Annotated in this window: 21 protein-coding genes; all 21 read left to right on the forward strand. The window is 60.7% G+C overall.

What is annotated here, in order from left to right:
- The first annotated feature begins 71 nt into the window (after positions 1-71).
- Positions 72-2597: a type IV secretion system protein TraC gene (traC, locus tag QMZ29_RS00145; protein ID WP_283225649.1), complete on the forward strand. Its 2526-nt coding sequence runs from the start codon at positions 72-74 to the stop codon at positions 2595-2597.
- A gap of 292 nt (positions 2598-2889) precedes the next feature.
- Positions 2890-3309: a TrbI F-type domain-containing protein gene (locus QMZ29_RS00150; protein WP_197848583.1), complete on the forward strand. Its 420-nt coding sequence runs from the start codon at positions 2890-2892 to the stop codon at positions 3307-3309.
- Positions 3309-3968, forward strand: coding sequence for a type-F conjugative transfer system protein TraW (gene traW, locus QMZ29_RS00155; RefSeq protein ID WP_197848584.1), 660 nt, complete (start codon positions 3309-3311; stop codon positions 3966-3968). The genes QMZ29_RS00150 and traW overlap by 1 nt, the downstream gene beginning before the upstream one ends.
- On the forward strand, positions 3965-4795 hold the full coding sequence (locus QMZ29_RS00160; RefSeq protein WP_283225650.1) for a DsbA family protein: 831 nt from the start codon (positions 3965-3967) through the stop codon (positions 4793-4795). The genes traW and QMZ29_RS00160 overlap by 4 nt, the downstream gene beginning before the upstream one ends.
- An 11-nt stretch (positions 4796-4806) precedes the next feature.
- Entirely contained in the window at positions 4807-5793 is a 987-nt protein-coding gene (gene traU / locus QMZ29_RS00165; RefSeq protein WP_283225651.1) for a conjugal transfer pilus assembly protein TraU, read from the forward strand.
- Complete coding sequence (gene trbC, locus QMZ29_RS00170) at positions 5763-6218, forward strand: type-F conjugative transfer system pilin assembly protein TrbC (RefSeq protein ID WP_242528760.1); 456 nt, start codon at positions 5763-5765, stop codon at positions 6216-6218. The genes traU and trbC overlap by 31 nt, the downstream gene beginning before the upstream one ends.
- A gap of 80 nt (positions 6219-6298) precedes the next feature.
- On the forward strand, positions 6299-8140 hold the full coding sequence (locus QMZ29_RS00175; RefSeq protein ID WP_283225652.1) for a conjugal transfer protein TraN: 1842 nt from the start codon (positions 6299-6301) through the stop codon (positions 8138-8140).
- Complete coding sequence (gene traF / locus QMZ29_RS00180) at positions 8140-8922, forward strand: type-F conjugative transfer system pilin assembly protein TraF (protein ID WP_283225653.1); 783 nt, start codon at positions 8140-8142, stop codon at positions 8920-8922. Before QMZ29_RS00175 ends, traF begins: the two co-directional genes overlap by 1 nt.
- Before the next feature lie 20 nt (positions 8923-8942).
- On the forward strand, positions 8943-9308 hold the full coding sequence (locus QMZ29_RS00185; RefSeq protein WP_283225654.1) for a hypothetical protein: 366 nt from the start codon (positions 8943-8945) through the stop codon (positions 9306-9308).
- On the forward strand, positions 9305-9649 hold the full coding sequence (locus QMZ29_RS00190; protein WP_283225655.1) for a hypothetical protein: 345 nt from the start codon (positions 9305-9307) through the stop codon (positions 9647-9649). Before QMZ29_RS00185 ends, QMZ29_RS00190 begins: the two co-directional genes overlap by 4 nt.
- The gene (locus tag QMZ29_RS00195) at positions 9646-10230 is read left to right on the forward strand and encodes a DUF2726 domain-containing protein (protein WP_197848589.1); all 585 of its coding nucleotides are present in this window, start codon (positions 9646-9648) and stop codon (positions 10228-10230) included. The genes QMZ29_RS00190 and QMZ29_RS00195 overlap by 4 nt, the downstream gene beginning before the upstream one ends.
- Positions 10227-10808, forward strand: coding sequence for a type-F conjugative transfer system pilin assembly thiol-disulfide isomerase TrbB (gene trbB, locus QMZ29_RS00200; protein ID WP_283225656.1), 582 nt, complete (start codon positions 10227-10229; stop codon positions 10806-10808). The genes QMZ29_RS00195 and trbB overlap by 4 nt, the downstream gene beginning before the upstream one ends.
- Positions 10805-11128 carry a hypothetical protein gene (locus tag QMZ29_RS00205; protein WP_283225657.1) on the forward strand — a complete coding sequence of 108 codons (324 nt, stop codon included), beginning with the start codon at positions 10805-10807 and terminating at the stop codon, positions 11126-11128. The genes trbB and QMZ29_RS00205 overlap by 4 nt, the downstream gene beginning before the upstream one ends.
- Positions 11115-12488, forward strand: a complete 1374-nt coding sequence (locus QMZ29_RS00210; RefSeq protein ID WP_283225658.1) for a conjugal transfer protein TraH — start codon at positions 11115-11117, stop codon at positions 12486-12488. Before QMZ29_RS00205 ends, QMZ29_RS00210 begins: the two co-directional genes overlap by 14 nt.
- A gap of 3 nt (positions 12489-12491) precedes the next feature.
- Positions 12492-15368 carry a conjugal transfer mating-pair stabilization protein TraG gene (traG, locus tag QMZ29_RS00215; protein ID WP_283225659.1) on the forward strand — a complete coding sequence of 959 codons (2877 nt, stop codon included), beginning with the start codon at positions 12492-12494 and terminating at the stop codon, positions 15366-15368.
- Positions 15355-15933, forward strand: a complete 579-nt coding sequence (locus tag QMZ29_RS00220; protein WP_283225660.1) for a hypothetical protein — start codon at positions 15355-15357, stop codon at positions 15931-15933. Before traG ends, QMZ29_RS00220 begins: the two co-directional genes overlap by 14 nt.
- Positions 15930-16664 (forward strand): conjugal transfer complement resistance protein TraT, encoded by a 735-nt coding sequence (gene traT / locus QMZ29_RS00225; RefSeq protein WP_283225661.1) that lies wholly within the window; start codon positions 15930-15932, stop codon positions 16662-16664. The genes QMZ29_RS00220 and traT overlap by 4 nt, the downstream gene beginning before the upstream one ends.
- A gap of 477 nt (positions 16665-17141) precedes the next feature.
- Complete coding sequence (locus QMZ29_RS00230) at positions 17142-17456, forward strand: hypothetical protein (protein WP_283225662.1); 315 nt, start codon at positions 17142-17144, stop codon at positions 17454-17456.
- A gap of 26 nt (positions 17457-17482) precedes the next feature.
- Positions 17483-17980, forward strand: coding sequence for a phospholipase D family nuclease (locus tag QMZ29_RS00235; protein WP_283225663.1), 498 nt, complete (start codon positions 17483-17485; stop codon positions 17978-17980).
- Entirely contained in the window at positions 17980-20094 is a 2115-nt protein-coding gene (gene traD / locus QMZ29_RS00240; protein ID WP_283225664.1) for a type IV conjugative transfer system coupling protein TraD, read from the forward strand. Before QMZ29_RS00235 ends, traD begins: the two co-directional genes overlap by 1 nt.
- Positions 20095-20096: 2 nt before the next feature.
- On the forward strand, positions 20097-25268 hold the full coding sequence (mobF, locus tag QMZ29_RS00245) for a MobF family relaxase (RefSeq protein ID WP_283225665.1): 5172 nt from the start codon (positions 20097-20099) through the stop codon (positions 25266-25268).
- Positions 25269-25311 lie beyond the last annotated feature (43 nt).

Below are 25311 nucleotides of genomic sequence, written 5' to 3' on the forward strand. Positions count from 1 at the left end.
TTTCCGGATTAAAGTTCAACCCGCTCAATATTATTGACGATGTCGCCAGCATTCTCGGCGACAAGGAGACCGTGCGGGAGACCCAGAAGATGCTGGACGATATGGATTACCCCCATATCCGTGACCTGCTGCCGTTCGCCGACTACATGAGCGAAGAAAAAATCTTCATCAATAAAAGCTCCATCGGGTTTGTGCTCGAATCCCAGCCCCTCATCGGGGCCAATGAGCAGGTGGTCAACAGCCTGGAGGCGCTGTTGCAGGAGGCCATTCCGCGCGGTACCCCCCTGCAGGTGCTGATGGTCAGCAGCGGGGCACTGCAGGAGCAGATTGACTATGGTCTCAAAGACTTCGGCTGGACCGGCCATCGGGCCGATGAGTGTAACGATATCAACCGCCGGTTCGCGCTGCACGGTGCCCGCCACGGTTTTCCCAATGGGCTCGGGCACCCGCTGACGCTGCGTGACTATCGGCTGTTTTTCACCTGGGCGCAGAAAGTTCGCCGGGTGACCGAAGCTGACCTTATCCATGTCAAGGAAGTGCGGCGAACCCTTGCCAATGCTCTGGTGGCGGCCGATATCTACACGCAGCCGGCGTCGGCTGACGATGTCATCGGCGTAATGCGTGAACTCTGCAACCACGATGTGACGCGCCTGGCGAGCTATGAAAAGCCCTACGACCCGCAATCCGACCTGACAGCGCAGATGGTCGATAACAGCACCTCGTGGCTGGTCAAGCCCGGGTATATCCGGATATCGGGCACGGATGAGCAGGAGCGGGATTTCTCCAGCCGCATGGTCAGCATGAATCTCGACCGCAACCCGCATGAGCACTATCTGTGGCAGAACGGCAATCTTCTCGCCGACCTGGCATCGCCAACCAGCAGCATTCAATGCCCGTTCCTGTTCAGCATGGTGCTGGTCACCGACGAACAGATGAAAAGCCAGGGCGAGGCCAAAGGCCGTTTTCTGAGCCTCGACAGTCGCGTCAACACGCCGTATGCCAAGTATATCCCGGGCGTGGTTCGCCAACATGCCGAATGGAAAGGCCTGGTAACCGAGCTGGACGCGGGGCGCACGGCGCTGACGCGCTATTTTTATGGCCTGACGTTCTTCTGCGAAGACGATGATGACGTCATGTCCAGGCAGACAGAGAACACCAAGAAAGCCTTTGCTCGGCAGGGGGTGAAGATGGTGCGCGCCGACTACATGCAGGTGCGCAACCTGCTGGCGACGCTGCCGTTCACCATGGCCGACCCGAAACTGTGGCGTGACCTCAACCGCACCGGCGCCACGCAGCGCGCGGAGTGCTTCCACGCGGCCAACCTGATGCCGGTTATCGGCGACAACAAGCTGTCAAACGCCGGGATACTGCTGGCAAGCTACCGCAATCAGGTGGCGTTCCTTGACGTGTTCGATGAGAACCTGCCCAACGTCAATTACAACTGGTACCTCTCCGGTACCTCCGGTGCCGGTAAATCAGTGCTGGCTCAGGCGCTCGCGCGTCAGGTCAGCGACAGTGGCGGCTACGTTGCCATCACCGATATCGGTGACTCCTACAAGGCGTTCTGCAGCAGCATCGGTGGCGACTACATCAACGGTGAAAACCTGCGGTTCAACCCGTTCGCCAACGTCACCGACATCAAGCTGGCCGCCGAGCGCATACGCGACCAACTGTGCATTCTGGCCAGCCCCAGCGGCTTGCTGGATGAGGTGCACGAATCCCTGATGATGGAGGCCATCACCGAACAATGGCCGGAATATCAGCAGGGCATGCGCATCGACCATGTGGTGGATTACCTCAAGAAGCGCCAGGGTGACGTGGCGCGGCAAAGTGGTCCGCAGATAGCCGGGCGTATCGACGAAATGGTCACGCTGCTCAACAAGTACACGACAAAAGGGGTTTACGGCGAGTACTTCAACAGTGACCAGCCGACGCTCGGCCACGACCTGCGCTTTGTGGTTACCGAACTTGGCGACCTGCGAAGCCGTGGTGACCTGCTGTCGGCGGTGTTGTTCACGCTGATGATTTGGTCGGAAAACCTGATGTACTCAACGCCGCGCGACCTGCGCAAGATGAGCATCATCGATGAGGGCTGGAAGCTGCTGGGCGGATCGAACGTCAAAATCCGTGAGTTCATCGAAGAGGGTTACCGAACTGCCCGCCGGCACAACGGCTCCTGCGGCACGGTGACGCAGTCCATCCGCGATAAAAACCTCAGTACCGCCTCGCTGGCCGCCTTTGATAACAGCTCCTACAAGTTCACCGGCAAACAGAATGCCACGGCCTTCGCCATGTTCGAAAAGGAAGAGCCAAATGCCTTCGCAGAACACGAGTGGGCACTTATCAAGAAGTTTCCCGCCGCGGGCAAGGCCAAGTACAGCTCGTTTCTGGTCAAGATTGAAGAATCCAGCAGCTTCCACCGCCTGTTGCTCGATCCGCTCAGCGACAAGCTGTTCTCGTCCAAGGGAGAAGACTTCACCTATCGCGAAAAGCGGCTGGCGGAAGGGGCGGATATCAAGGACATCCTGTTCGAGATGGTCGAGCGGGATGCGGACAAGCGGCGTGAGCTGCACGCACTGCTGAAAATGTCGTTATGACAGCGGTGGCGCGCGTGCGTTGGGCGCTGCGCCGCCATTCGGCCGTTGTGCTGACTGCGTCGATGGTGGCCATCGGCCTGATGGCAGCGCGAGATATGGGCACTGGCGAGTTCACCGCGGCATGCGTGCGCTGCTGGTCGCCGGGCTTCTGGCGGCCGCGGGGCTGGCGCTGCGGTATCAATGGGCGGGCAAGGGGCATCAGGCAGTAAGCCTGCTGCGTCTGGCTCTGGGACTGTGGGTAATAGCCGGCGTCGCTGGTCTGCAGTCCCCCTCAACCCTGTAATGGAGACGAATGATGCAACATACGAAGAGCAGCACGTTGAAGGGGCTGGGTAATGGGAAGGCGACGGCGTCTCCTCTTGTGGTGCCCTCCCGCGAATACTGGCTGACCGGGTTTATCTCGGTGGTGTGCGCCGTGCTGGTGACGGCGGCACTCTGGCTGCTGCTCTTGCAGCCGCCCAAGCTGGTGACCTTCGACATGAAGGGCACAACCGATAGGTTTTTGCTGCAAAGCGCGCGTCTCAAACTCAGCGATGACGAGCGCACCGCGCTGCTGCAGCGCTATAACCAGAAGCTCAATCAGGTGCTGACGGCGCGGGCCGCAACGCAGCATGAGGTGATTGTGGTCAGCGCCGCCGTGGTGGCCGGCCTGCCCGATGTGACGCCGCAGATACGCAAGGACCTCGCTGCCGCTATGCAAGGAGGACAGTAATGCGCCGCGTACTGGTTACCCTTTGCCTGGCGCTGCCTTCGCTGACTCAGGCGGCCAACCTCGGCACGGTGGGCGATATCTGGCCCATCCGGGAGCATGACCTCCTGACCGTTATTCGTGAGCGGCTCGGTGAGCATTTCGCCGGAAAAACGCAGGAACGTATCCAGCAGGAACTGCGTGACCGTGTCACGGACAGCGTGTTGAACCCCGCCCCCATCGAGGGGGTGTGGCGTGCCGAGGTCAGGGTGGTGCGGACGTTCGATCCGGCGTTCGTCGTGCAAAAAGATATTGCCGACGACAAGGGGAACGTGTTTGCCCGCAAGGGGCAGCGGGTGTCGCCGTTCGACGTGCTGCCAACGTTCAACCAGACGCTGGTGTTTATCGACGGGCGCGATGCCGCGCAGCTCTCCTGGTTCAGGCAACGTCCACGGCCGGGCATCATGGACAAGCTCATCCTGGTCGGCGGCAACATCAAGGACAGTAGCGACGCGCTGGACGTGCGCGTCTATTTTGACCAGGGCGCCGTGCTGGTCAACAAGTTCGGCATTCGCCGGGTTCCGGCCATCGTTGACCAGATGCCGGGGAAAAAACTGCTGCGCATCACCGAAGTGGCCGTGGCCGATGACGGTCAGGAAATCCCAAAAGGACCCAAATCATGAAGATCAAAACGACTGTACAAGCTGTCGTGGTCAGCGTCGCTGCAGCGCTGTTTACGCAGCTGCCGGCACACGCCTCGCCGGGCGCGGTGAGCTTCACCTCGGAACAACAGGCCGCGATTGGCCAAATTGCCGCCGACTACCTGCGAGAGCATCCCGATCTGCTGGTCGAGATGAGCGAGAAGCTGCAGCAACGTGAACACGATGCCGAACAGCGGCAGGCGCTGGATGTAGTGCTGGCGCAGCAGAAGGTTTTGTTGGATGCGGAACAGGCGCCGACCGTGCGCCCTGACGGCGACGTCACCCTGATCCAGTTTTTCGACTATCAGTGCATCTGGTGCTCGCGCATGGCGCCGGTGGTGGAAGCGGTGATGGACAAGGACGCTTCCTTGCGGGTGGCGTTCCGGGAGTATCCGATTTTTGGTGAGCGCTGGCCGCTTTCCCGCGAAGCCGCTATCCGCGGGGTGAGCATCTGGCGGCAACAGGGAGCTGACGCCTATGCCCGCTATCACCATGCGCTATTCAAGACGGGACACGCCGAGGGACAGCTGACGCAGGCGGATATTCGGCAGGCTACGCAGCTGGCGGGTGCCGATGCGCAAAACGTCGGCAGCACGGTCTCGGGCATCGGGGCGGAAATCGACCTGAAAGGCAATGCGGTACTGGCCGGTGATCTGGGTATCAACGGCACGCCGGCGTTTATCGTGATGCCAACGAAGGGTGCAAACGCCGACAACACGTCGGTGATGTACGGCGCGGTGGACGCATCCACGCTGCAGGCGGCCATTGCAAAAGCGCGCGGCAAGACTGCGGGCAAGGCGGACAAATGAAACGCCCTGGCATGGCTGATGTCGCAGTGGCGCTTGCCCTGGCCCTGGCCAGCGGTGTTGCACAGGCGAAAGATCCGACCTGCGACGGTCGCTGGATGAACCCCATCACGGATATCTGCTGGAAGTGCCTGTTCCCGATGACCATCGGCAAGACCGAACTGTCCAAGGGTGACCTGCCGGATACCAGTAACCCCAGCTCGCCGATACAGCTTTGTCCGGCGCCGCCGCCGCTTTTTCAGCGGCCCGGTATCGCCATCGGGTTCTGGGAGCCGTTCGCCATCAGTGACGTCACGCGCGCGCCCGGCTGCATGGTCAATATGGGCGGGTTTTCCATTCCCATCCCGAAAGTGGGTACCGGTACGGGAACCAAGTTGGGCGTGAATAATCCCGGCACCTTCTATCACGTTCACTGGTACAAGTACCCGCTCATCAGCTGGCTCAACATCATCACCTCCGTCGGCTGCATGCAGGGCGGTGAATACGACATCGCCTACATGTCGGAGCTTGATCCGATGTGGAAAGACGACTCGCTGGCGCTGTTTATCAGTCCGGAAGCGATCTTGTTCGCCAATCCGGTGGCGCAAATGGCCTGCGCGGCCGATGCCATCGCCGCCGAGGTGCGCAAGCCGCTGGATGCGCTGTTCTGGTGTGCCGGCGGCCACGGCTCGATGTACCCGTTTTCCGGCAACCTGGTCAACGAGAGCAGCGGCCTCAACAGCGGCATTTTGCTGACCGAGCGCATGAATTTCAAACTGCACCGCCAGGGGATGATCTGGGACACCATCGGCGCCAACCGGGCGGTCTGCCACGAGTATCCGACCGTCATCATGCCCAAAAGCCGCTACCGCTATCAGATGGTCAACACGGTGCCCGACGCCAATGCCTGTCATCCGCTGGGGCGCAGCGTGATGCGCTGGCAGCTGGGCAAAGAGAAGCCAACCACCAAAAAGAACTACGGGTACCTGATATGGAAAAAACGCAATTGCGTCGTGCTCTGATGTTGCCGGCCTTGATGCTTGCCCTGGGGGCGCAGGCAGAGGAGCGCAGCCGTCCGCTTGACCAGACCCCGGACGAGGTCGCCTATTTTGTCTCGTTCTCCATCCCTGAGAAAAGCCTGGTTGCGCTGCTGCGCGCCGCACAGCGCGAGAAGGTACCGGTGTACCTGCGCGGGCTGGTGAACGACGACATGAAAGCCACCGCGCAGGCGGTGTACCGGCTGGAGAACACGTATGGCGTGGGCAGCGTCAATATCGACCCGCTGCGGTTCGCTCATTACGGCATTGCGAGCGTGCCGGCATTGATCAAGCGCTGCGGCGAGAAGTTTGACGTGGTGTACGGCAATCTGGCCGTGCGCGACGGGCTGGAGCTTATCGATGCGCGCGGCGAGTGCGCCAAAACGCGCAGCACCCAACAACCACAATAAAAAGAGCAGGACCAATACCGGGGTTTTCAACACCAGGGAAACCCCACGACAGAGAACCGGCAGGGCGGCACGGAGGTGATATGACAATACGAAACGCGCTATCTCGCACACTGCTCGGCAGTCTGCTGGCGGCCTGTGCGGCCACCCCGGCCATTGCCGGCGACAACGACATGAGCGAGGGAGAAGCTGCAGCCTCGGCTGCGCTCAGCGGTGCACAGCAGGGGGCCGGACAGGTGAAGCCTGAGCAGTATTTTGACCGTTACACCGATAACCCGCCGGAAAGCGGCTATTACCAGGGCGGGACGCAGACGGATACCGATATCGGCGCCAAAGGGCAGCAGGCACTGGCGGACACGGAACTCGGCAAGGAGATGCGCAAATCTTTCATCAACAACCCTGCCGACAAGATTGATTACGGCTCCGACATGATTAAACGCAGTGACGACATCCGCAAAGACGCGGATGTCATCGCCGCCGGCGTCGGGCCCCAATGTGTCAAGCAGGTGATCAACAAGGTCAGCTATACCTCGCATGCGTGTGAGAAGGCGCAGTCGGTGACCGCGCAATGCCACAACACGGCCAACATTGTTGGCAGCGTCACGGGCGGCAAGGAGACAAAATCATTTGAAGTCACCTTGTCGGATTTGCCTTACCAGATTTACGGGGACGCGGTGCACATCACCGTGACACCCCCCATGAGCGGGCGGATTGTGCATGCGTCCTACCGGTATCCCAGGGTGGCCGGCAATCAGCGCACGGATATCAGCCTGCTGGGAACGGCATTGTATTACCACGGATGGACCGAGCAGGCCGGCGCCGACTTTTGGCCGGCGCAAACGGAACTCGTTGCCGGCCAGGCTTTTGAAGCCACGCATGGCGACATGCAATATGTTCGCGGCTCTGGCGGTGCACGTATTCGCCACCAGTCTCCTATCCCGGCCACCCTCCACTTTGATCTCGAGGTCGACACGCGCGTGTTTACGACGCGCGTCGAATGGACGCCCAGCTGCGGCGTGGACAAGGAAAATGCCGTCATGCTTCGGGAATATTGTTCCCAGGGCGCGGAAACCCGCACGGTCTGGGATAACGGCGTGGCGTATCCGGTCTATCAGGACTGCTGGCAGACCACGCAAGACTGGCAGCTCTATGAGAGTGATGACAACAGCTGCGGGCGCTGGGAGAGCGACAGGAACTGCACGGTCGGCACCCGCCGCTGCCTGCAGCGCGTCGGCGACTTTTGCGTACGCGAATCGCTGAGCTACCAGTGCCAGCACACCGTCAGCGGCGAAGGCTGGCTGTGCGGCGACAAATTCTATTGCGATGACGGCAGCTGCGCGTCCATCAAGGACGAGAAGAACAACGACTTCCAGTCTGCCGTCTCTCAGCTGGCCGCGCTGGCGGCGGCCGGCAAGGACGTGGCCGGGCTTGACCCCAACACCATCCGTTTCTTTACCGGCAAGCCCATGTCGTGCCGCAAAACGGCCATCGGGTTCAGCAACTGCTGCAAGGGCGGCGGTTGGGGGCACGGTGTCGGGCTGGCGCATTGCAATGATGAGGAAAAGGCCATCGGCAAGGCCAAGGAGCGCAAGCTGGTTATCGATGTCGGGGAGTACTGCTCGAAAAAGGTCCTGGGTGCCTGCCTGCAGAAAAAACACAGCTATTGCGTCTACGACAGCCTGCTGGCGCGCATCGTGCAGGAGCAGGGCCGCCAGGGCCAGTTGGGTATCGGCTTTGGCAGCGGCAAAAGCCCGGACTGCCGCGGCATGGTGATGGGCGAGTTCGAGCGGCTCAAGTTTGACCGCATTGATTTCAGCGACTTTTACGACGAGCTCCAGGGCAAGGTGAAGCTGCCCGACCAGGATGCGCTCTCTGCGCGTATCCGTGAGCAAATCAGTCGCAACATCCAGAAGGGGAGCCCGTGATGAAGCTGATGGAACGCACGTTGTGTCTGGCGTTGATGCTGCCTGCGCTTATGGCGGCGGCAGCGCAGGACGACGAGCCGGCGGGGTATGTCGATAAGCCCGTCAAGGGCTGGTACTGGTACGACAAGAAGAACAAACCGCCGAAGAACGCGCCGCCGGCGCCTGCACCAGCACCGCCGCCCGCATCACCCACCGAACGGCTGGCGCGTATCGAGAAAATACGCAAGGAACTGCTTATCACGGCGGTGCTCGATCCGCAGCCGGAAAACATACGGCGCTACAAGGTGGTGCAGGATTTTCTGGTCAACAAGGCCAGTGCATTCAGCGCCACCTGGCAGAAGGTGCTGCTGGACTACCCGGAGCTGGACTACAACCTCAAGCACCCCTTCTACAACGGGGCGGCGCCTATCGAATACGCCAAAGAGCGCCAGGCGCAGGCGCGCGCTATCGACCAGGTCAACCAGCGCTACGGGGTGTTCTTGTTCTATCGCGGCCAGGAGCCGCTGGATACCAAGCTGGGCGGCGTGGTGAAGGAGTTTGCCGCGCAGTATGGGTTGCACCTGGTGCCGGTGAGTATCGATGGCCGCATCAGCGCGGATCTGCCGGACAGCCGGAGAGATACCGGTCAGGCCCAAAAAATGGGCATCAGGCACTTTCCGGCCATCTACCTGGTGGAGCCGGGGACGGGAACCTACAAGCCGCTGGCCTACGGTTTTATCACGCAGGATGACCTGGCACGGCGCGTGCTGAATGTCGTCACCGATTTCAAACCCCGAGACTGAACGAACAAAAGGAGCAAAACATGGCAAAACGACACATCGTCGCGTCGGACGTCAACCGCGACAGGTTGGGGTTCTGGACGCACCCGGCGCTAAGACCGAGCGCCATTGTGACGCAAGGCGATCTGGACTGGTGGTTGCGACTGCGCGCCATGGACGCCTGGGTGGTGACGCTTGCGCGAGATAATCCGCGACTTTACCGGATCTGTCACGGGCGCGATGGCTGGGACGTCAGCCTGTGGGTGCCGACGCCACCGCCGGAGCGGGGGTGGTTTATGGGGGCCATCCAGCAGGGTGATGCCGGTCCGGAGTGTCTCTGGTTAAAGCCGGTCGATGAAGTGCTGGGTGGGCCGAAGCCGTCAAAAAATGAAGAGGAAATATACCAATGAGAAAACTCACATTTGTATTGATAACGCTGCTGTCAGTCATGGTGTACGCAGAAAAATACGGCGTGGCCGCCATCAAAGCGATCTCGTCCGAGTCTTCGTTGTTCGCGTATGGCATGGCGTCACAGGCTGTTTCCGCGGGGAGTCCGGCGTCTCTGCTTGCGCTGGTGCTGATTGCCGTCGCTTTGGTTGCCGCATTGCTTTTCGCAAGCCTGATGACCGCTGCCGCCCTGATTGCAGTCTATGACCTGATGTTCACGGTAATAGGATCACTCATGATGGGGGGAATTGAGCTTTGGAAATTGGCCTTGCCGAAGCTATCCGGGCGGGGAGGTGCTGAATGAACTGGCTGGCGTCATTGTCTCCCCCTAATGCCATTTTAGGCGCGGCTTTTTTGCTTTTCGTGCTTTATAGCTTTCTGTGGGCATTGAAATATCACGACCTCATCAGGAAAGCAGACGGAAAAGGTGCCAAGGCAGCGCCTGGCAAAGGGATGTCTGCCCGGCTGCAGGCGCAGGGCGATGCCTGGCAGCGCAAGCCGTTCATGACGGACAGCGAGCGACAGTTTCTCCGCGCGCTTGAGGTGCATGCTTTGCCGTTGGGTTTGCGGGTATGTCCGCAGGTTCGCCTTTGCGACATCGTCACCGTGTCGGCGCGGTACAAGTCCCGGAGCCGGGAGTATAACGCCCTGTTTCGTCAGATATCGCAGTGGCACTGCGATTTCGTGTTGGTGCGTCATGACGATTTTACCGTGCTGGCCGTTATCGAACTTGACGACCTTTCGCACCCTCATCCGGACCGGCGCCGGCGTGATGCCATCTTTGATGATGTTTTGAAGACGGCTGGCATTCCCTGTTGGCGCGTGAGTCGTCCGAACGAGTTTCTTGCCATTGCCCCGGCGTGGCTGCAGGAGCTGGGCGTATGACGACACGTAAACGCTGGAGCGTGCTGGCCGCAGCGCTGCTGGTCGTGGCGACCGTCGCGCACGCCGGGCTGCGCGACGAGCTGCAGGCGCTGGAGCAGGGAAAGCCGGATGCCTTGTCTCTCGGCGATGCCGGGCGCGTTTCGCCGGCAGCGGGCGCGCAGGGGAAAGACAAGACGGCTGCCGCGCCCAGGCGCGGTCGAGTTGACTACCGGCTGCGCGACGGTCGCAGCATCAATATCGCGCAGTGGCAGGTGGTGCATTTCATTCGCTCCGACTGCCCGTACTGCCACCAGTTCAATCCGGTACTCAGGGCGGTCAGCGCGCAGCTGAACCTGCCGGTGTTTGTCTACAGCTTCGACGGCAAGGGCGATGCCACTTTCCCTGACGTGTTGCCGGCCAATGACACCGTGATTAACGACTTCTTTGCCGAACTGCCAAAGGCCACGCCCACCGACTTTCTGGTCAACCGCGAAACGCTGGTTGCCATTCCGCTTTCGCAGGGCGCCATCAGCGACGAGGTGCTGAAGCAGCGTATTGACGAGAGCTTTGCCATGGCGCTGCGTATGGGGGTGCTGTGAGGGCATTTATCGCGCAGCCGTATCGCCAGATGGGCTATGCGGTCTTGCTGGTGTTGGCGGCAATAGGGCTTCGGGGGTGGTGCGCCGACATGGTGTGGCTGTCGCTGCACCTGCCGGGGCTGGAATGGCTGGCCGCCACAGCGCTGCCGGTGCTCCGCTGGGACGGGGTGATAAAGGCGCTCATCTGGGCGGGCATGGGGCTGGCGCTGTTGGCAACGTTAGTGTTTTACGTGCAGCTGTTGCTTGCAGTTTTCCGCGGCGCACGGCGGCTGCTTAACAAATTCGGGGCGGACGGGAGACGCAAAAATGAGAAAAAATAACCTCGGCGGTCTGCTGGCAGCAGGTGTCTTGCTTGCCTGCAGTGCGCAGCCGTCGCACGCCGGCATTCAGGGTGACCTCAACAAGTTTTTTGACCAGATGGGCGACGGCGGCGCCAACGTGACGCAGGCGGCGGCCTGGCAGGGGCAGTCGGCGGGCTATCTGACCGGGGGCAACCTCTTCATGCGCATGCCGGTGCGTAACATCCAGCTGATTTCCGTGACGCTGCCCGACATCAAATCCGGCTGCGGCGGCATCGATGCCTATCTGGGGTCATTCTCTTTCATCAATACCGACCAGCTCAAGATGATGGGCAAGCAAATCCTCAGCAACGCCGTGGGGTACGCGTTCGACCTGGGGCTGGAAACCGTGTGCCCGCAGTGCAAGGCCATCAAGGACAATCTGCAGAACATGCTCACTTCCATCAACAACATGAACATCTCGACCTGCCAGGCCGCGCAGTCGATTGTCGGCGGCCTGTGGCCGAAAACCCAGGAAGCCTCGAAGAAAATCTGCCAGGACATCGGCGGCCAGCACGACATGTTCTCGGATTGGGCGGCCTCGCGGCAGGGGTGCGGCGTGGGTGACGAAACCGACAAGGTGTTCAGCAAGGCGACGCCGGAAGAGAAAAAACGCATTCCCCGCAGTCGCAACCTGACCTGGTCCACCTTCGAGAAAATCAATCAGTTCATCAGCAATGACCGGGAGCTCAAAGAGCTCATCATGTCGATGGTGGGCACGGTGATTTACGACGAAAAGGGCAACCCCACGTTCCTGGCACCGAGGGGTGGCAGCGAGGCGCTGTTCAATACCCTGCTGAACGGTGGCACCGCCAAAATCTACCGCTGCAACGACAACAGCGAGTGCCTCAAACCCTCGGCCAGCGAGTTTACGCTATCGCCTGACAAGGGCATGACGTCGCGCGTGCGCAACATCATTCAGGAAGTGTTCCGTAAAAGCCGCAGTGACGCCAGCCTGACCAATGAAGAAAAAGCTCTGGTAGCCAGTACGCGCGTCAAGGTGCTGCGTTACACCATTGACTCGGCATCGCTGGGGCTGGATGCGACGGTGGTGACCTCGCTCTCGGAATATATCGCCGCCGATATGGTGATGACCTACATCAACGGCCTGCTGGATGTGGCCGAGACGGCGGCGTCGGGGACCCTCAATACCGAAGACGAAAACGCGCGGTTCCGCGAGAACCTGCTGTCGGTACGCAATCAGCTGGGCCAGCGCGTACAGCGCATTCAGGTGCAGCAAAACGGCGTGATGGAACTCGAGCAGAATCTGGGGTACATGCGCCAGCAGCTCTCCAGCAGCCTGACCGACAAGACCCTGAGCAACTACGAGTTTGGAGGCTGATGGATGGATATCTGGGTGACGGGTAACGGCAGCATCATCACCATGGGCCTGAACTTTGTGGCGACGATGGTCAATACCGCCGGCTGGCGCAGTATCCTGTGGCTGGCCGAGACGCTGGGCGTGCTGACCTGTCTGATTGCCTTTGTGCGCACGCATGATGCGAAAGTGATGTTTGGCTGGGGGCTGACGTTCGTCATCGTCACCTCCGCCTTGCTCACGCCGCGTGCCACGGTGGTGGTCAACGACCTTAACCGGCCGCAGGAGATAGGGCGGGTCGACAACGTCCCGATGGGGCTGGCGGTGCCGATGTGGCTGATGACGACGGCCTCCATCACCCTGTCGACAGGGTTTGAGGATATCTTGCATCTGCCGGCAGAGCGGGCCTACTCGCAAACGGGCATGATGTTCGGCACGCGCCTGATGCAGGAATCGTTCGTCGTCAGACTCAGGAATGAGGTGCTGGCGGAGAATTTCAACGAATACGTGAAGAACTGCATCATCCCCGATGTGCAGCTCAACCACAAATACACGGTCAGCCAGCTGATGCAGTCCAGGGACATCGATGCCCTGATATTCAAAAAGCCCAGCCCGCTGCGCGGCATCATGTTCAACACCGGCACGGACACGGTTTACAAATCGTGCATCGAGGTCACCCCCACCATCCGCAGCCAGATAGCGGCGGAAAGCGGACAAAACGGCGGCAGCTTCCTGCGACTGGTGCAACGCATGCTGCCGGGGCTGCGCAACAGTACCACGGTACTGCCGCAGTACCTGGAAGGGTCATACAACTACTTCTTTGAGGCAGGCAAGTCGTCGAGCGACATCCTCAAGCAAAACGTGATGATTGCCGGCATCAAGCGCGGCCTCAGCAGCTACAGTCGCTCGATGGGCGACATGGGGTCACTGGTCGACATGAACTCGGAAATGTCGCTGATGAAACTCAAGCTCACCCATCACAGCGGCTACCAGATGGCCAGCCAGGTGATGCCGCTGCTGCATACGGTGTTCATGGTGATGTTCGTTTGCCTGTTCCCGCTGATGCTGCTGCTGATGTTTGTGCGCGAGATGGCCTGGCCGGTGGTGAAGAGCTACCTAGGCTGGTTCGCCAGCCTGATGATGTGGCCACTGATGTTCTCCATCCTGAACTTCATCGTCAACTTCACCAGTGCCTATATGCTCAAGGGCGCCGGCCCGACGCTGTCCAACGAGAACCAGGTGATGTCTGACGCCACCACCCTGGCGGGCGTTGCCGGCTGGCTGACGCTGACGGTGCCGTTCCTCTCGAACTACCTGTTCACCCGCATCGGGCAGGGGGTGGCCAGCGCCGGCTCGTATGTGGGCAACGCGCTGATGAGCGCCACGGCGGGCGATGCCGGGAACGTGGCGAGCGGCAACTACAGCATCAATAACCAGTCGGTCGACAACGTCAACGGCTTCAAGACCGACCTGAACCGCGTCTGGCGCAGCGGTCAGACCACCACGCAGCTGGGCAACGGCGCCACCGAAACCCGTACCGCAGATGGCCAGCATGTGTATCAGACCGGGGAGGCGATGTCGAAACTGCCGGTCGACATCAACTTCGACCACCATCGCGCCTCGGCCGCCCAAAAGCTGACGCGGGAGAGCGAGGTGCAGACCCAGACGGCGCTGGAGGGCTACAATCACTCGGTTACTGGAACCGGCGGCAAGCTGCGCCAGTTCCACGACCAGTTCGGCAACAGCGACAGCACCACGCTGGCAGCGCAGACCGGCATGTCAACCGTCGATGCACAGCGCATGAACAAGGCGATGGCGGTGACAGAGGCCTACGCGAAGCGCAACCATGTCTCCTTCGATCAGGCTTACACTGAGCTTGAAACCAAGGCGAGGTCAGGCAACCTTAATATGGGAGCCAAGGCAGCGCTTGTCGTTGATAGCGAAAAAGCAGCACTCGGAAAAGTAGCGTCATTAGCGCTTGGCGGGTCCGTCAGGGGAGATATTCATGGCGGTGTGGACTACAACGCCAGCTCTGGCAGTTCGGCCCAAACCTCCGAAGGTGGGCGCAACACCAGGGATGCGGGGCACGATATCTCCGCCAGTGATGCCAAGACCTTCAGTGATGGCCTGGACGTAATGCGCAACTACAGCGTCAACTACAACGGGCAGCACGTCGACAATAACGCTGCCGGCCTGATGGAGCAAATCTCTGCCGGCATCACAACCAGCGACAGCCACTACCAGCAGTTCACCGACAGCCAGACCCGCACGCACGAGTTCCAGCAGATGGCATCGAACACCGATACCCTCAGCGCGCAGGCGCGCAGCAACTATACGCAGGAGTTTGTGGGGTATGTGCACGGCAAGCTGTCTGATGATGAGGCGCGCGAGGTGCTGACCAACACCAACAGCGAGGCGGTGCGCATGCGCCGGGAAGACCTGGCGGAGGCGTTCGTCGAGGACAAGCTGCGCGGACGACTGGACACGCACTACGACCAGGCAGCCAGCCACGTCGGCGACGGTATCCACGCGCCCGTCAACACGGCGAAAGCGCAGGGCGGTGCATACGGTGCGGCGATGGGAGATATAGATGCCAAGGTCGCCGATGCAAAAATCAAGAAGGACATCAAACAGCGAGTCGATACCATGGGGAAAGATACGACCGCTCGCATGAAAGACAATGAAGACCTGGTTAATTACGATAAAGGCGATGTGGAAAAAGGCCTGAATAATAATAAAACAAACTTTAACCAACAGAATAAAGATTATACAATAAAGCATCAGGCGGCGGAATTACATCAGGCGAAGTTTACATGGCCGTGGGATGATAAAAATTCAGATTATATAGGTAAGGCCCAAGAAATGCTGAATAAACAAAAAGGCGGTAAGGATGAAACAAAGTGAAGTCCGTGAAGAAGTTGAAATGATAGTCAAAGCTATGAAGAACTCTGATGAAAAAGTGCCCACTTTCTCTCAAGCGCTTATGCCATCACTCAAATATTCCGGGTTTTGTATTGCATTGGCGGTTATAGGGGTTGTGCCTAGGTTTCTTTTAGGGCTTAGGGTAGATGAAGGTTTGTTGCTGTTTGCAATCAGTGCGTCAGTTGTAGCTAATTTGTTTATGGGGGCTTTTATTTACGCATATCACGTGCAGTACCTCAGCATTCCTGAGGTTGTAAGAAATAACTCTAAAATTCTCTTGATGATGAAAGAGAAGGTTGTGAGGTATGCATGTTTCCATTGTGGAATTCTATTGGTGTTCTCTGCGGTGTTTTTACCAAATGGAACTTCTGCCTTTATAGTATTAATTCAATTTCCTCTTTTCATTTTTACAGGCATAGCACTTTCGATGGATCTATCTCGCTACAATATCCCTAGCATTGCTGGTTTGGTAAACGCAGCGAAGGACGAATTCAAAAACAATGAGTTGCAAGAGTTTATCAATGGTGTAAATAAGGAAAAAAAATGAAATCTACTCAAAAATTAATGATGGTAGCCCTGGTCAGCAGTACGCTGGCGCTCTCCGGCTGCGGCGCCATGAGCACCGCCATCAAAAAGCGCAACCTCGAGGTCAAGACCCAGATGAGCGAGACCATCTGGCTCGAACCGGCCGGCGAGCGGACCGTGTACCTGCAGATCAAGAACACCTCTGACAAGGACATGAGCGCGCTGCAGGCCAAAATCGCCGATGCCGTCAAGGCCAAGGGCTATGCTGTGGTCAGCAACCCCGCCTCGGCTTACTACTGGGTACAGGCGAACGTACTCAAGGCGGACAAGATGGATCTGCGCGAGGCGCAGGGCTTCCTCAGTCAGGGCTACGAAGGAGGCGTGGCCGGCGCGGCGCTCGGGGCGGGGATCACCGCCTACAACTCCAACTCCGCCGGTGCCACCCTGGGCGTCGGTCTGGCCGCCGGCCTGCTTGGTGCCGCCGCCGACGCCCTGGTTGAAGACACCAACTACACCATGGTGACCGATGTGCAAATCGCCGAGCGCACCACCGCCAGCGTGCGCACCGACAACGTCGCGGCGCTGCGTCAGGGCACGTCCGGCGCCAAGGTGCAGACCAGCACGCAGCAGGGTAATCAGCACAAGTATCAGACCCGGGTGGTGTCCAACGCCAACAAGGTCAATCTCAAGTTTGAGGAAGCCAAACCGGTGCTCGAAGACCAGCTGGCCAAATCCATTGCCAATATCCTTTAATACAAAGACAATAATTTTTCTGCACTTAATGCTGGCAACAAAGAAAACCCTGCGTATATGCAAGCCAGTGCCATGCCGAAATCAAGAAAATCACAGGTTTGCCAGTAAGGGCGAATAAGATGGTTTTTACGTAAAGAGCAAGTAAACCTGCGCTCTTCTCTATCCGTGTACTGCTGAACGTCTGGTTATTCTTTTCAATCAGCGCGAATAACAATGGGTATCGGGTATGACGACCGAAAAAACACGCAAATGCAAGAATCATGCGGATGTCCGAGACTATCCGCAACCCAAGGTGGATATGAAAACAATGAATGCCATTTTACAGAACTGTAATGCAAAGATATTTCTTAAGGAGACTAAAAGCTGTTGCCATAAATCTTGATTCAAATGCTGAATAAATCATTTTCACCTCCGATGAAATCGGAGTTTTTCGCATGATCATAAATATTTAAATGCACATGAGCGCAGAGGAATTACATGGAAAATGAATATTCGGTCTTCGCTAAGGATTACGTCCTGCCACATTATCAGGAAATCACTACGCGTGTGGAAGTACTTATCCCTGATTACGGTCTGCATATGGACAGCCAAATCCTTCATCGCAGAGGAAAAGAAATAAAGAAAATTTTTCCTGCATTAGATGACTGGCCTGAAACCACGCTGGCAGAAGCTGAAATGTATCAGGAGGACGCAAGGAAGATTGACCAACGTATCGGGGTGCTTACGCTGCATCAATTTCTGATACTGCTTTTTAATCCTGAGTGCCGTGCTCATTGGGGGGCGTGGCAATGACGCATTGCCGGCATGTTTGGCGAGCGATGCTCGCCTTGTTGCTCAGCCTGGTCTGCATGCGTGTGCTGGCTGCCGGTGTGATGACGGGATTTTCACCCGGCGGCACCGCGCAGCAGGTGGTGCTGGCCGCCATCGGCAGTGCGCAGGTGTCCATCGACATGGCGGCCTACAGCTTTACCAGTAAACCCATCGCCACCGCGCTGCTCGCCGCCCAAAGGCGCGGCGTCAGGGTGCGGGTGGTGGCCGATGATAAAGCCAACAGCAAATACACGGCCGTGACCTTTTTGGCCAACCAGGGCGTGCCGGTGCGCCTCAATGACCGCTACGCCGCGATGCACCACAAGTTTATGGTTATCGACGGTCGCTCGGTGCAGGCGGGGTCCTTTAACTACTCGGCGAGCGCGCATGTGCGTAATGCCGAGAACGCCCTCTGGCTGCAGGATATGCCATGGGTTGCCGCCGATTTTTCACGTGAGTTCGCCCGCCTGTGGGATGAGGGTGAGCCTGTTTTGCGGAGGTACTGATGAGTCTTAATACCCGCGACTTTACCCAGGGCGGTCAGGTCCTCAAGTACATGATTGGCATGTTCCTGCAAATCATGAACATCGCCACCTTCTGGATATTGATGGCCTCGCTGGCGGTGTTCGCGCTGTGGGTCGGGTTGTCGATGCGTTTTGAGCAAATTATCCACGGCGGCAGTTACTGGCTGGTCAAATGGGTGGTGCTGCCGTTTCACCGGCAATTCCCCGCCGGTGCCGGCAACACCATGACCTTTCACTGGACACGGCCGCAAACCGGTCAGGTCGTCGAGTTCAAGTTCACGGCGGCGCAGGTGGTGGCCGACCGCTATTTCCAGCAGCAGGGCAATCACCTCAAGGAGGTGGCGTTCTGGGGCTGGGGTGCAGCCAGCGTCACCTTTGCGCTCGGTTTTCTCGCCGTGTTCTGGTATCTGGGCCGAAGTGGTCGCCGCCAGCGCGAGAACGTCATCGTGGGCGGGCGCGAGCTGGTCGATGACGTGAAGGTGGTTAACAGGATTTTGAAAAAGCACGACCGGCTGTCGCCGCTCTCGCTGTGCGGGCTGCATATGGTGCGTTACAGCGAGATGCAGAACATCGCCATGCACGGCACGGTGGGTTCCGGCAAAAGCACCATGATAATCAACATCTGCCGGCAGTTGCGGGCAGAAGGTCATAAGGTGATGATTTACGACAAGGGCAGCAACTTCCTGCCGTTGTTCTACCGGGCAAACAAGGACATCATCCTCAACCCGTTCGATGCGCGCTGCGCCGCCTGGGATTTATGGGACGAGTGCCGCACGGTGGCGGATTTCGAGAACTTTGCCAAGACGTTGCTGCCTGATGCGCCGAGCGGCGACCCCTTCTGGCTGCTGGCCGCCCGCCGGCTGTTTGCCGACGTAGCGCGGCGCCTGGCCAAAATAAACGAGCGCAACCTGCGCACCCTGATGAAAAAGCTGCTGTCGGTGACGCTCGCGGATTTGCGCGGCTTCCTCAAGGACACGGATTCGGCCAACCTGGTGGATGGCAGCGTCGAGAAGACCGCCATGACCATCCGCATGGTGCTGACCAGCTATGTCACCGCGCTGCGCTTCCTGCAGGGGCTGGACGAAGAGGGCAAGCGCCCCTTCAACCTGCGCGACTGGGTGCACACCGAAGACATGAACGGCGACAACGGCTGGATATTCATCACCAGCGACGGCCGTCATCATGAGGCGCTCAAGCCGCTGCTGACCGCCTGGCTGCACATGCTGATGGTCAACGTGCTGGGACTGCGTCCGGACAACGGCGACCGCGAGCGGCGCATCTGGCTGCTGCTTGACGAGCTGCCGTCGCTGCACAAGCTGCCGATACTCAAGGATTATATCGCCGAGGCGCGCAAGTTCGGCGGCTGCACCCTGATAGGGCTGCAGAACTACCCGCAGCTGGAGGCGCAGTTCGGCCGTGAGGGCGCCGCCGATATCTGGGACCTGCTCAATACCCGCGTGTTCGGCCGCGCGCCCAGTGCGCACGTGGCCAAGTTCGTGCAGGAAGAGCTGGGTGAAAAACGCCACCTCAAGTTCCGCGACCAGTACAGTTACGGCGTCGATATCATTCGTGACGGCGTGCAGTTCTCCAAGGACGAGGTGAGCGAGCACCTGGTGAGCTACTCGGACGTGCAGAACCTTGATGACCTGGAGTGTTACGTCGCGCTGGCCGGGCGATTGCCGGTGGTGAAGATGAAGATGAAGCGTGAGAAGTACGCAGTGGTGGCCGACGCCGCGGCGGCGCGTGACGTTGACGCGGTGCTCGACGAGGACATCGAGTCGCTGATTGAAGCCGGTGTCGATGACGCGCAGGGGTTGGCAACCAGCGCGCTGGATGCGCTGTTTGAAGACAGGCAGGCGGCTGAGGTGCCGAAGATGTCGTCGCCGGCGGCGGCCGCGCAGGCGACCGAAGAGGATGATGAAAGCGAAGGACGCGGCACGGATATTGAGCCGCCGTCCCCGGTTGCAGTGCAGGCGGCCGATCCGCAGCCGGAAAAAACCGGTGCGACAGGCAAGGCGGCGTCGCCCGAGATGGCGGACGAAGACCAGATGGTGCGCCCCACCGAAAAGGTCGTTTTCACCGAAATGGAGCGATAACCATGCTATCCGTCTCAGCGGTCAAGTCGGCCGCCAACGCCGCCGGCTACTACGAGCAGAAAGACAACTATTACTTTATCGGCGAGATGGCCACCGAGTGGCTCGGCACCGGCGCCGAGAGCCTGGGGCTTGAAGGGCCGGTCAAGGGCGAGGTGTTCAGGGCGGTGCTGGAAGGCCATCTGCCGGATGGGGGTGACCTGTCGCACATGAAAAACGGCAAGAACACCCATCAGCCGGGCATCGACCTGACCTTCTCGGCGCCGAAGAGCGTGTCGGTGCTGGCGCTGGTTGCCGGTGACACGTTCCTGATAGGGGCGCACAAGCGGGCGGTGGCCGCCACGCTTAACGAGCTGGAGAAGTTTGCCTCGACGCGCACCATGACGGACGGCGTCAGCGCGCTTGAGCAGACCGGCAACCTGGTGGTGGCGACGTTTTTGCACGACACCTCGCGCAACCTCGACCCGCAGCTGCATACCCACGCCATCGTGGCCAACGCCACGCTGGCGGCCGGCGGCTGGAAAACGCTCTCCAGTGATACCCAGGCCGGCAGTGGCTTTAACAACATCCTCTGGAAAGAGCAGGTGAGTATCGGCGCGATGTACCGCGGTTTTCTACGTGCTGACCTGGAAAAGGCGGGATATGTGCTGCGTGACGCCGGCCCGCACGGCATGTATGAGATTGACGGGGTGCCGACCGAGCCCTTCTCGTCACGGCGCCAGGATATTCTCGCCGCAGCGGGGACGGATGCCGGCAGCCGGGAGAAAACCCGGGCGGCGCTCGATACCCGCAAGACCAAGGATTTTACCAGCATGGATGCCGTGCGCGACTACTGGCGGCAGAAGCTGAAGGATGAGCTCGGCTTTGATTACGCGGCTTTTAAGGCGGGCGTTGACGCGCGGGCAGAGGGTAAAGAGGTGGAGCCGGCGCCGCAGACCGCCGCGGCCGCGCTGCTGGCGGCCCGCACGCAGCGTCAGGCGGCGCAGGACGATGCTATGACACCGGCGCAGGCCGTGGAGCAGGCGATAGCCGTCGTGTCCAAAAGCGCGGTTCGCTTTGGTATTGACGCAGTGCTGACCGCGGCGCTGGGTCGCCTGCCGATGCGCGAAGGGGTGTATGGCGCCGTGCGCGCGGAAATCGAGACCGCGGTGGCGCGCGGCGCGCTGCTGGCAGTGGACGGTGCGCAAACGCTGTTTACGTCGGCGGCACACGTGCGGGACGAGCAGCGATTGTCTCAGCTTGCCGCCCGGCTGGCCGCGAGGCGGGCGGATACGCCTGCGCCTGCGCAGGCGACCGGCATCGTCGCGCAGTGGGCGCAGGCAGGCAGGGGGCTGACGCTCATCGATGCGCGCGGCGGCCAGGCGTTTCAGGCCGACCTGCTGGCGCGCTTTGGTGAGGCGGCGGCGCAGGCCGGGCGCGAGAGCGTGGTGGTGGTGGCGAGCCGGGCGGCCCGGTCGCGCCTGAAGGGGGCGGACGTGGGCACGGTGATGACGGTGGAGGAGGTCGCCGAGCGCGGCCTGCCCGCGTCTTCGCAGGTATTGCTGCCCGAGTCGGAGCAGCTGAGCGTGCCGCAGCTCCATCAGGTGCTGCAGGCAGTTGACCGCAGCCAGGGTGTGGCCGTCGTACTGGATACGCATGCGCGGCGCGCAACCGGGTTCGGCGCCGAGGTGCTGCGCGCCGCCGGCGTCACGCAGCTCAAAACCTCCGAGCGCCAGGAAAATGCCACGGTGACGCTGGTGCAAAAGGATACGGTGGATGATCGCCTGCAGGTTGCCGCCCGGCACGTGGCGAAGCAGGCGGCTGCCGGGCTGGCAGTGGTGGCGCAGACGGGCAATGCCCGCACGCGCGCCCAATTAACGCAGACCATTCGGACCGCGCTGGGTGAGGAAGGCGTACTCGGCGCCACGCTCAGGACGGTTGATACGCTTTCGCCCGTGTGGCTGGACGCCGGCTCGCGGCAAAATCGCGGGACTTACAAGGTAGGGATGGTGCTGGAGCGGGTAGAGGGCAAGCAGGTTCTTGAGCGCATGACGGTGGTGGGCGTCAGCAAGGAGACCCACAAATTGTCGGTCGAGGACGCAAACGGGAACCGCAGCGGTCTTTCGATAAGCGCCATCGACAGCCGCTACCGCCTCTGGCAGAAGGCATCACTGACGCTGCAGGAAGGTGAGCGGGTCAGGGCGACCGGCGAGCTGGGGCATACCCTGCGCGCCGGGGCCGAGCTGCGGGTGGTCGGCTTAAAACCCAAAAGCCTGCTGTTTCGGGAGCGACTGGTTGTTGAGGACGCGCAGGGCAAGCGTGCGCACATCCCGCTAACCGGTGCTCCGCTGAAGATGGACTACGCCTATACCGAATCGCTGGGGGCGAGCCGCAAAACGCAGGGGCAGGTGGTGGCGGTGCTGGCCGGCAAGGAGGTCTCGGATGCGACGGTCAACCAGCTGCGGCGCAGCGGAGACGCTATCCTCGCCTTTACGCCGCTCTCGGAGGCGGACATCACCGCCAGGCTCACGCACACGCGCACCTCGGTGACGATAACCCAGGGGCTGCAGGCGCTCAGCGGCAAGGATGATGTCACAGACGCCCTGCGCAGCCTGCAACAGGCGCGCCTGACGCCGACGACGCGCGCGGTGGGACTGGCTATCGAAAAGGCGACGGGCACGAACGTGATGTTCTCCGCGCTGAAGGTGGCGGCCCTGGCCGGGCAGATGGACGAACGCGTCACCCCGGATGTGGCGCTGGGTGAGCTGGCGCGACTTGAGCGGCGCGGCGACATCATTGCCCTGGCCACCGTTCAGGGACGCGGTGACACCTATATCCGGCGCGAGAGCTGGGAGCAGGAGAAAACGGTGCTGCGGCACATCGCCGAGGGGAAGAACAGCCTGCCGCCGTTGACAACAAACAGTGGCTTAACCAAACCCGAGGGTGACCCCAGTCAAACGGGGAGAGCTGCGGACCCGTACCCGAACCTGACTCAGGGACAGCGGCAGGCTGCAGAGATGATTTTAACCAGCAAGGACCGCTTTGTCACTATCCAGGGCTATGCCGGGGTAGGCAAAACCACCCAGTTCAAGGTGGTCGCCGCCGCGCTGGCCAGCCTGGAAAACCCGCCGAAGGTCGTGGGGCTGGCGCCGACGCACCGGGCGGTCAGCGAGCTGACCGCGGCGGGTATCCCGGCACAGACCCTCGCCAGCTTCCTCAGCGAGCAGGCACGCGCGCAGGAAGGCGGTGAGAAGCCGGACTTTTCCCGTACGGTGTTCGTGCTGGACGAAAGTTCAATGGTGGGCAACCGCGATATGGCCACCGCCGTCTCGCTGATTGCCGAGGGGGGCGGCCGGGCAGTGAAGAGCGGCGACGAAGCCCAGCACAAGCCGCTCGAGTCCGGTGTGCCGTTCTCGCTCACGCTGCATCGCAGCGCCGCCGACGTTGCCATCATGCAGGATATCGTGCGTCAGACGCCGGCGCTGCGGCCGGCCATCGAGGCGATGATTGCCGGCAACGTGCGCGAGGCGGTGAACGTGGCACAGCAGGTGGGGCCTGACATTATCCCGCGCGAGGCAGGTGCTTTGGCGCCGCCACGGAGCGTCGTCGACCTCAAGACGCACGGCGAGTCCGATGTGGCGGCGCTGATTGCCGCCGACTATGTCGGCCGCACCCCCGAGGCCCGGGACAATACCCTGATTATTGCCGAACTGAACGCCGACCGGCGTGCCATCAATGACGCGGTGCATGACCGGCTGCAGGCAGAGGGCAAGCTGGGTGAGAGCATCACGGTCAGCACCCTGAACCGCGTATCGAACAGCCAGGCGGACCTCGGCAGCCGGGCGTTCTGGCAGGCGAATACGGGCAATATTGTCAAAATGAACGACGACTATTTCACCATCAGGGCCGTCGATGGCCAAAGCGGCACGGTATCACTCACCGGCCTGGACGGTCAGGACGAGCGCTGGCTGGCGCCGGCCACCCTGCGGCGCAGCCAGTTTTCGGTCTTTGAGGCAAAAACGATGACGGTATCGGTCGGGGAGCGGCTACGGCTGACCACCACCGACCGTGACCGGCTGCTGCGCACCAACGACATCGGCGTGGTGACCGGCATCGATGACCGCGGGCGGCTGCAGGTGACGGTCGGTGAACAGCAGGTCAGCCTTGACCCGAACGCAGCAATGGGCGACCGGCATATCGACTATGGCTACGCCGTCACCACCTACAGCGCCCAGGGCGCCTCGGTGGATTACGTGATTTTACTGGAAGGGGTTGAGGGTGCACGCAAGCGCATGGCGGCACAGGACAGCGCCTACGTTGCCCTGTCGCGCACGAAAGAACACATCCAGATGTATGTCGACGACCTTGAGGGCTGGCAACGGCAGGTGGAAAAGCACACCGGCAAGCGCGAGACGGTGCATGACGTGCTGCTGCGCGCCGATGACGCCGCGGCGCAGGCGGCGGTGCGCGCCTTTGAGGCCGGGCGACCGGCCGGCGAAACGCGCCTCGCCGGCCGGCTGGACGCGGACATGCGCGATGCAGCGCACTTCCAGGGTGGCGGCAGGCCGGCCCTGTTGTACGCCGTGGTCAACGAGCACGGCCGGCATCGCGGCAACTGGGTGGTGCCGGTGTCGCCGGCCACCGGGAGACTGGATATCGATAACGCGCACTACCAGGGCGCGGAAGACGGGGAGAGGGTGGTGCTGCGGCAGGGTGAGAAAGAGACCACCCCGCTGACGGCGACGACGCTGGATGAGGCGCGCGCCCTGATGCAGGCGCAGCCTGACCGGGCAGTGCTGCTGCTGCGGGGCGACGCCGCGGCTGCCACGGACGAAACCGCAAGTGCACAGAGCGATACGCCGGCGGCCGATACGCTGCGTCTTGAGGAAGAACTGAAGGCGGCACGGGAGCGCGAGGCGATAGCCGAGGTGTTCGGTGAGCGCAAGGCGACTGACCTGCCGGATGAAAAGGCGCTGGAAGCGGACGCCAAACCGCAGGACGAGGCGGTGCTGCTCGACCTGTCCGGACGCGACATCGACGCGATACAGGAGGCTGACCGCCTGCGGGACGCGGTGCGCGGTCTGGAAGCGACGGATGACAAGCGCCCGGCGATGGCCAACGACGAGGTCAATATCGTGCGCCATGCGCCGGAAACTGACCCTGACATGCCCAAAACCAAACAGAAAACCATGGAATAACGATGGGGCATTACGGTAACCCGATCGCTGATCCCGGGGGGGG

Source organism: Serratia sp. PF-27 (genome assembly GCF_030053255.1).
Lineage (GTDB): Bacteria > Pseudomonadota > Gammaproteobacteria > Enterobacterales > Enterobacteriaceae > Serratia > Serratia bockelmannii.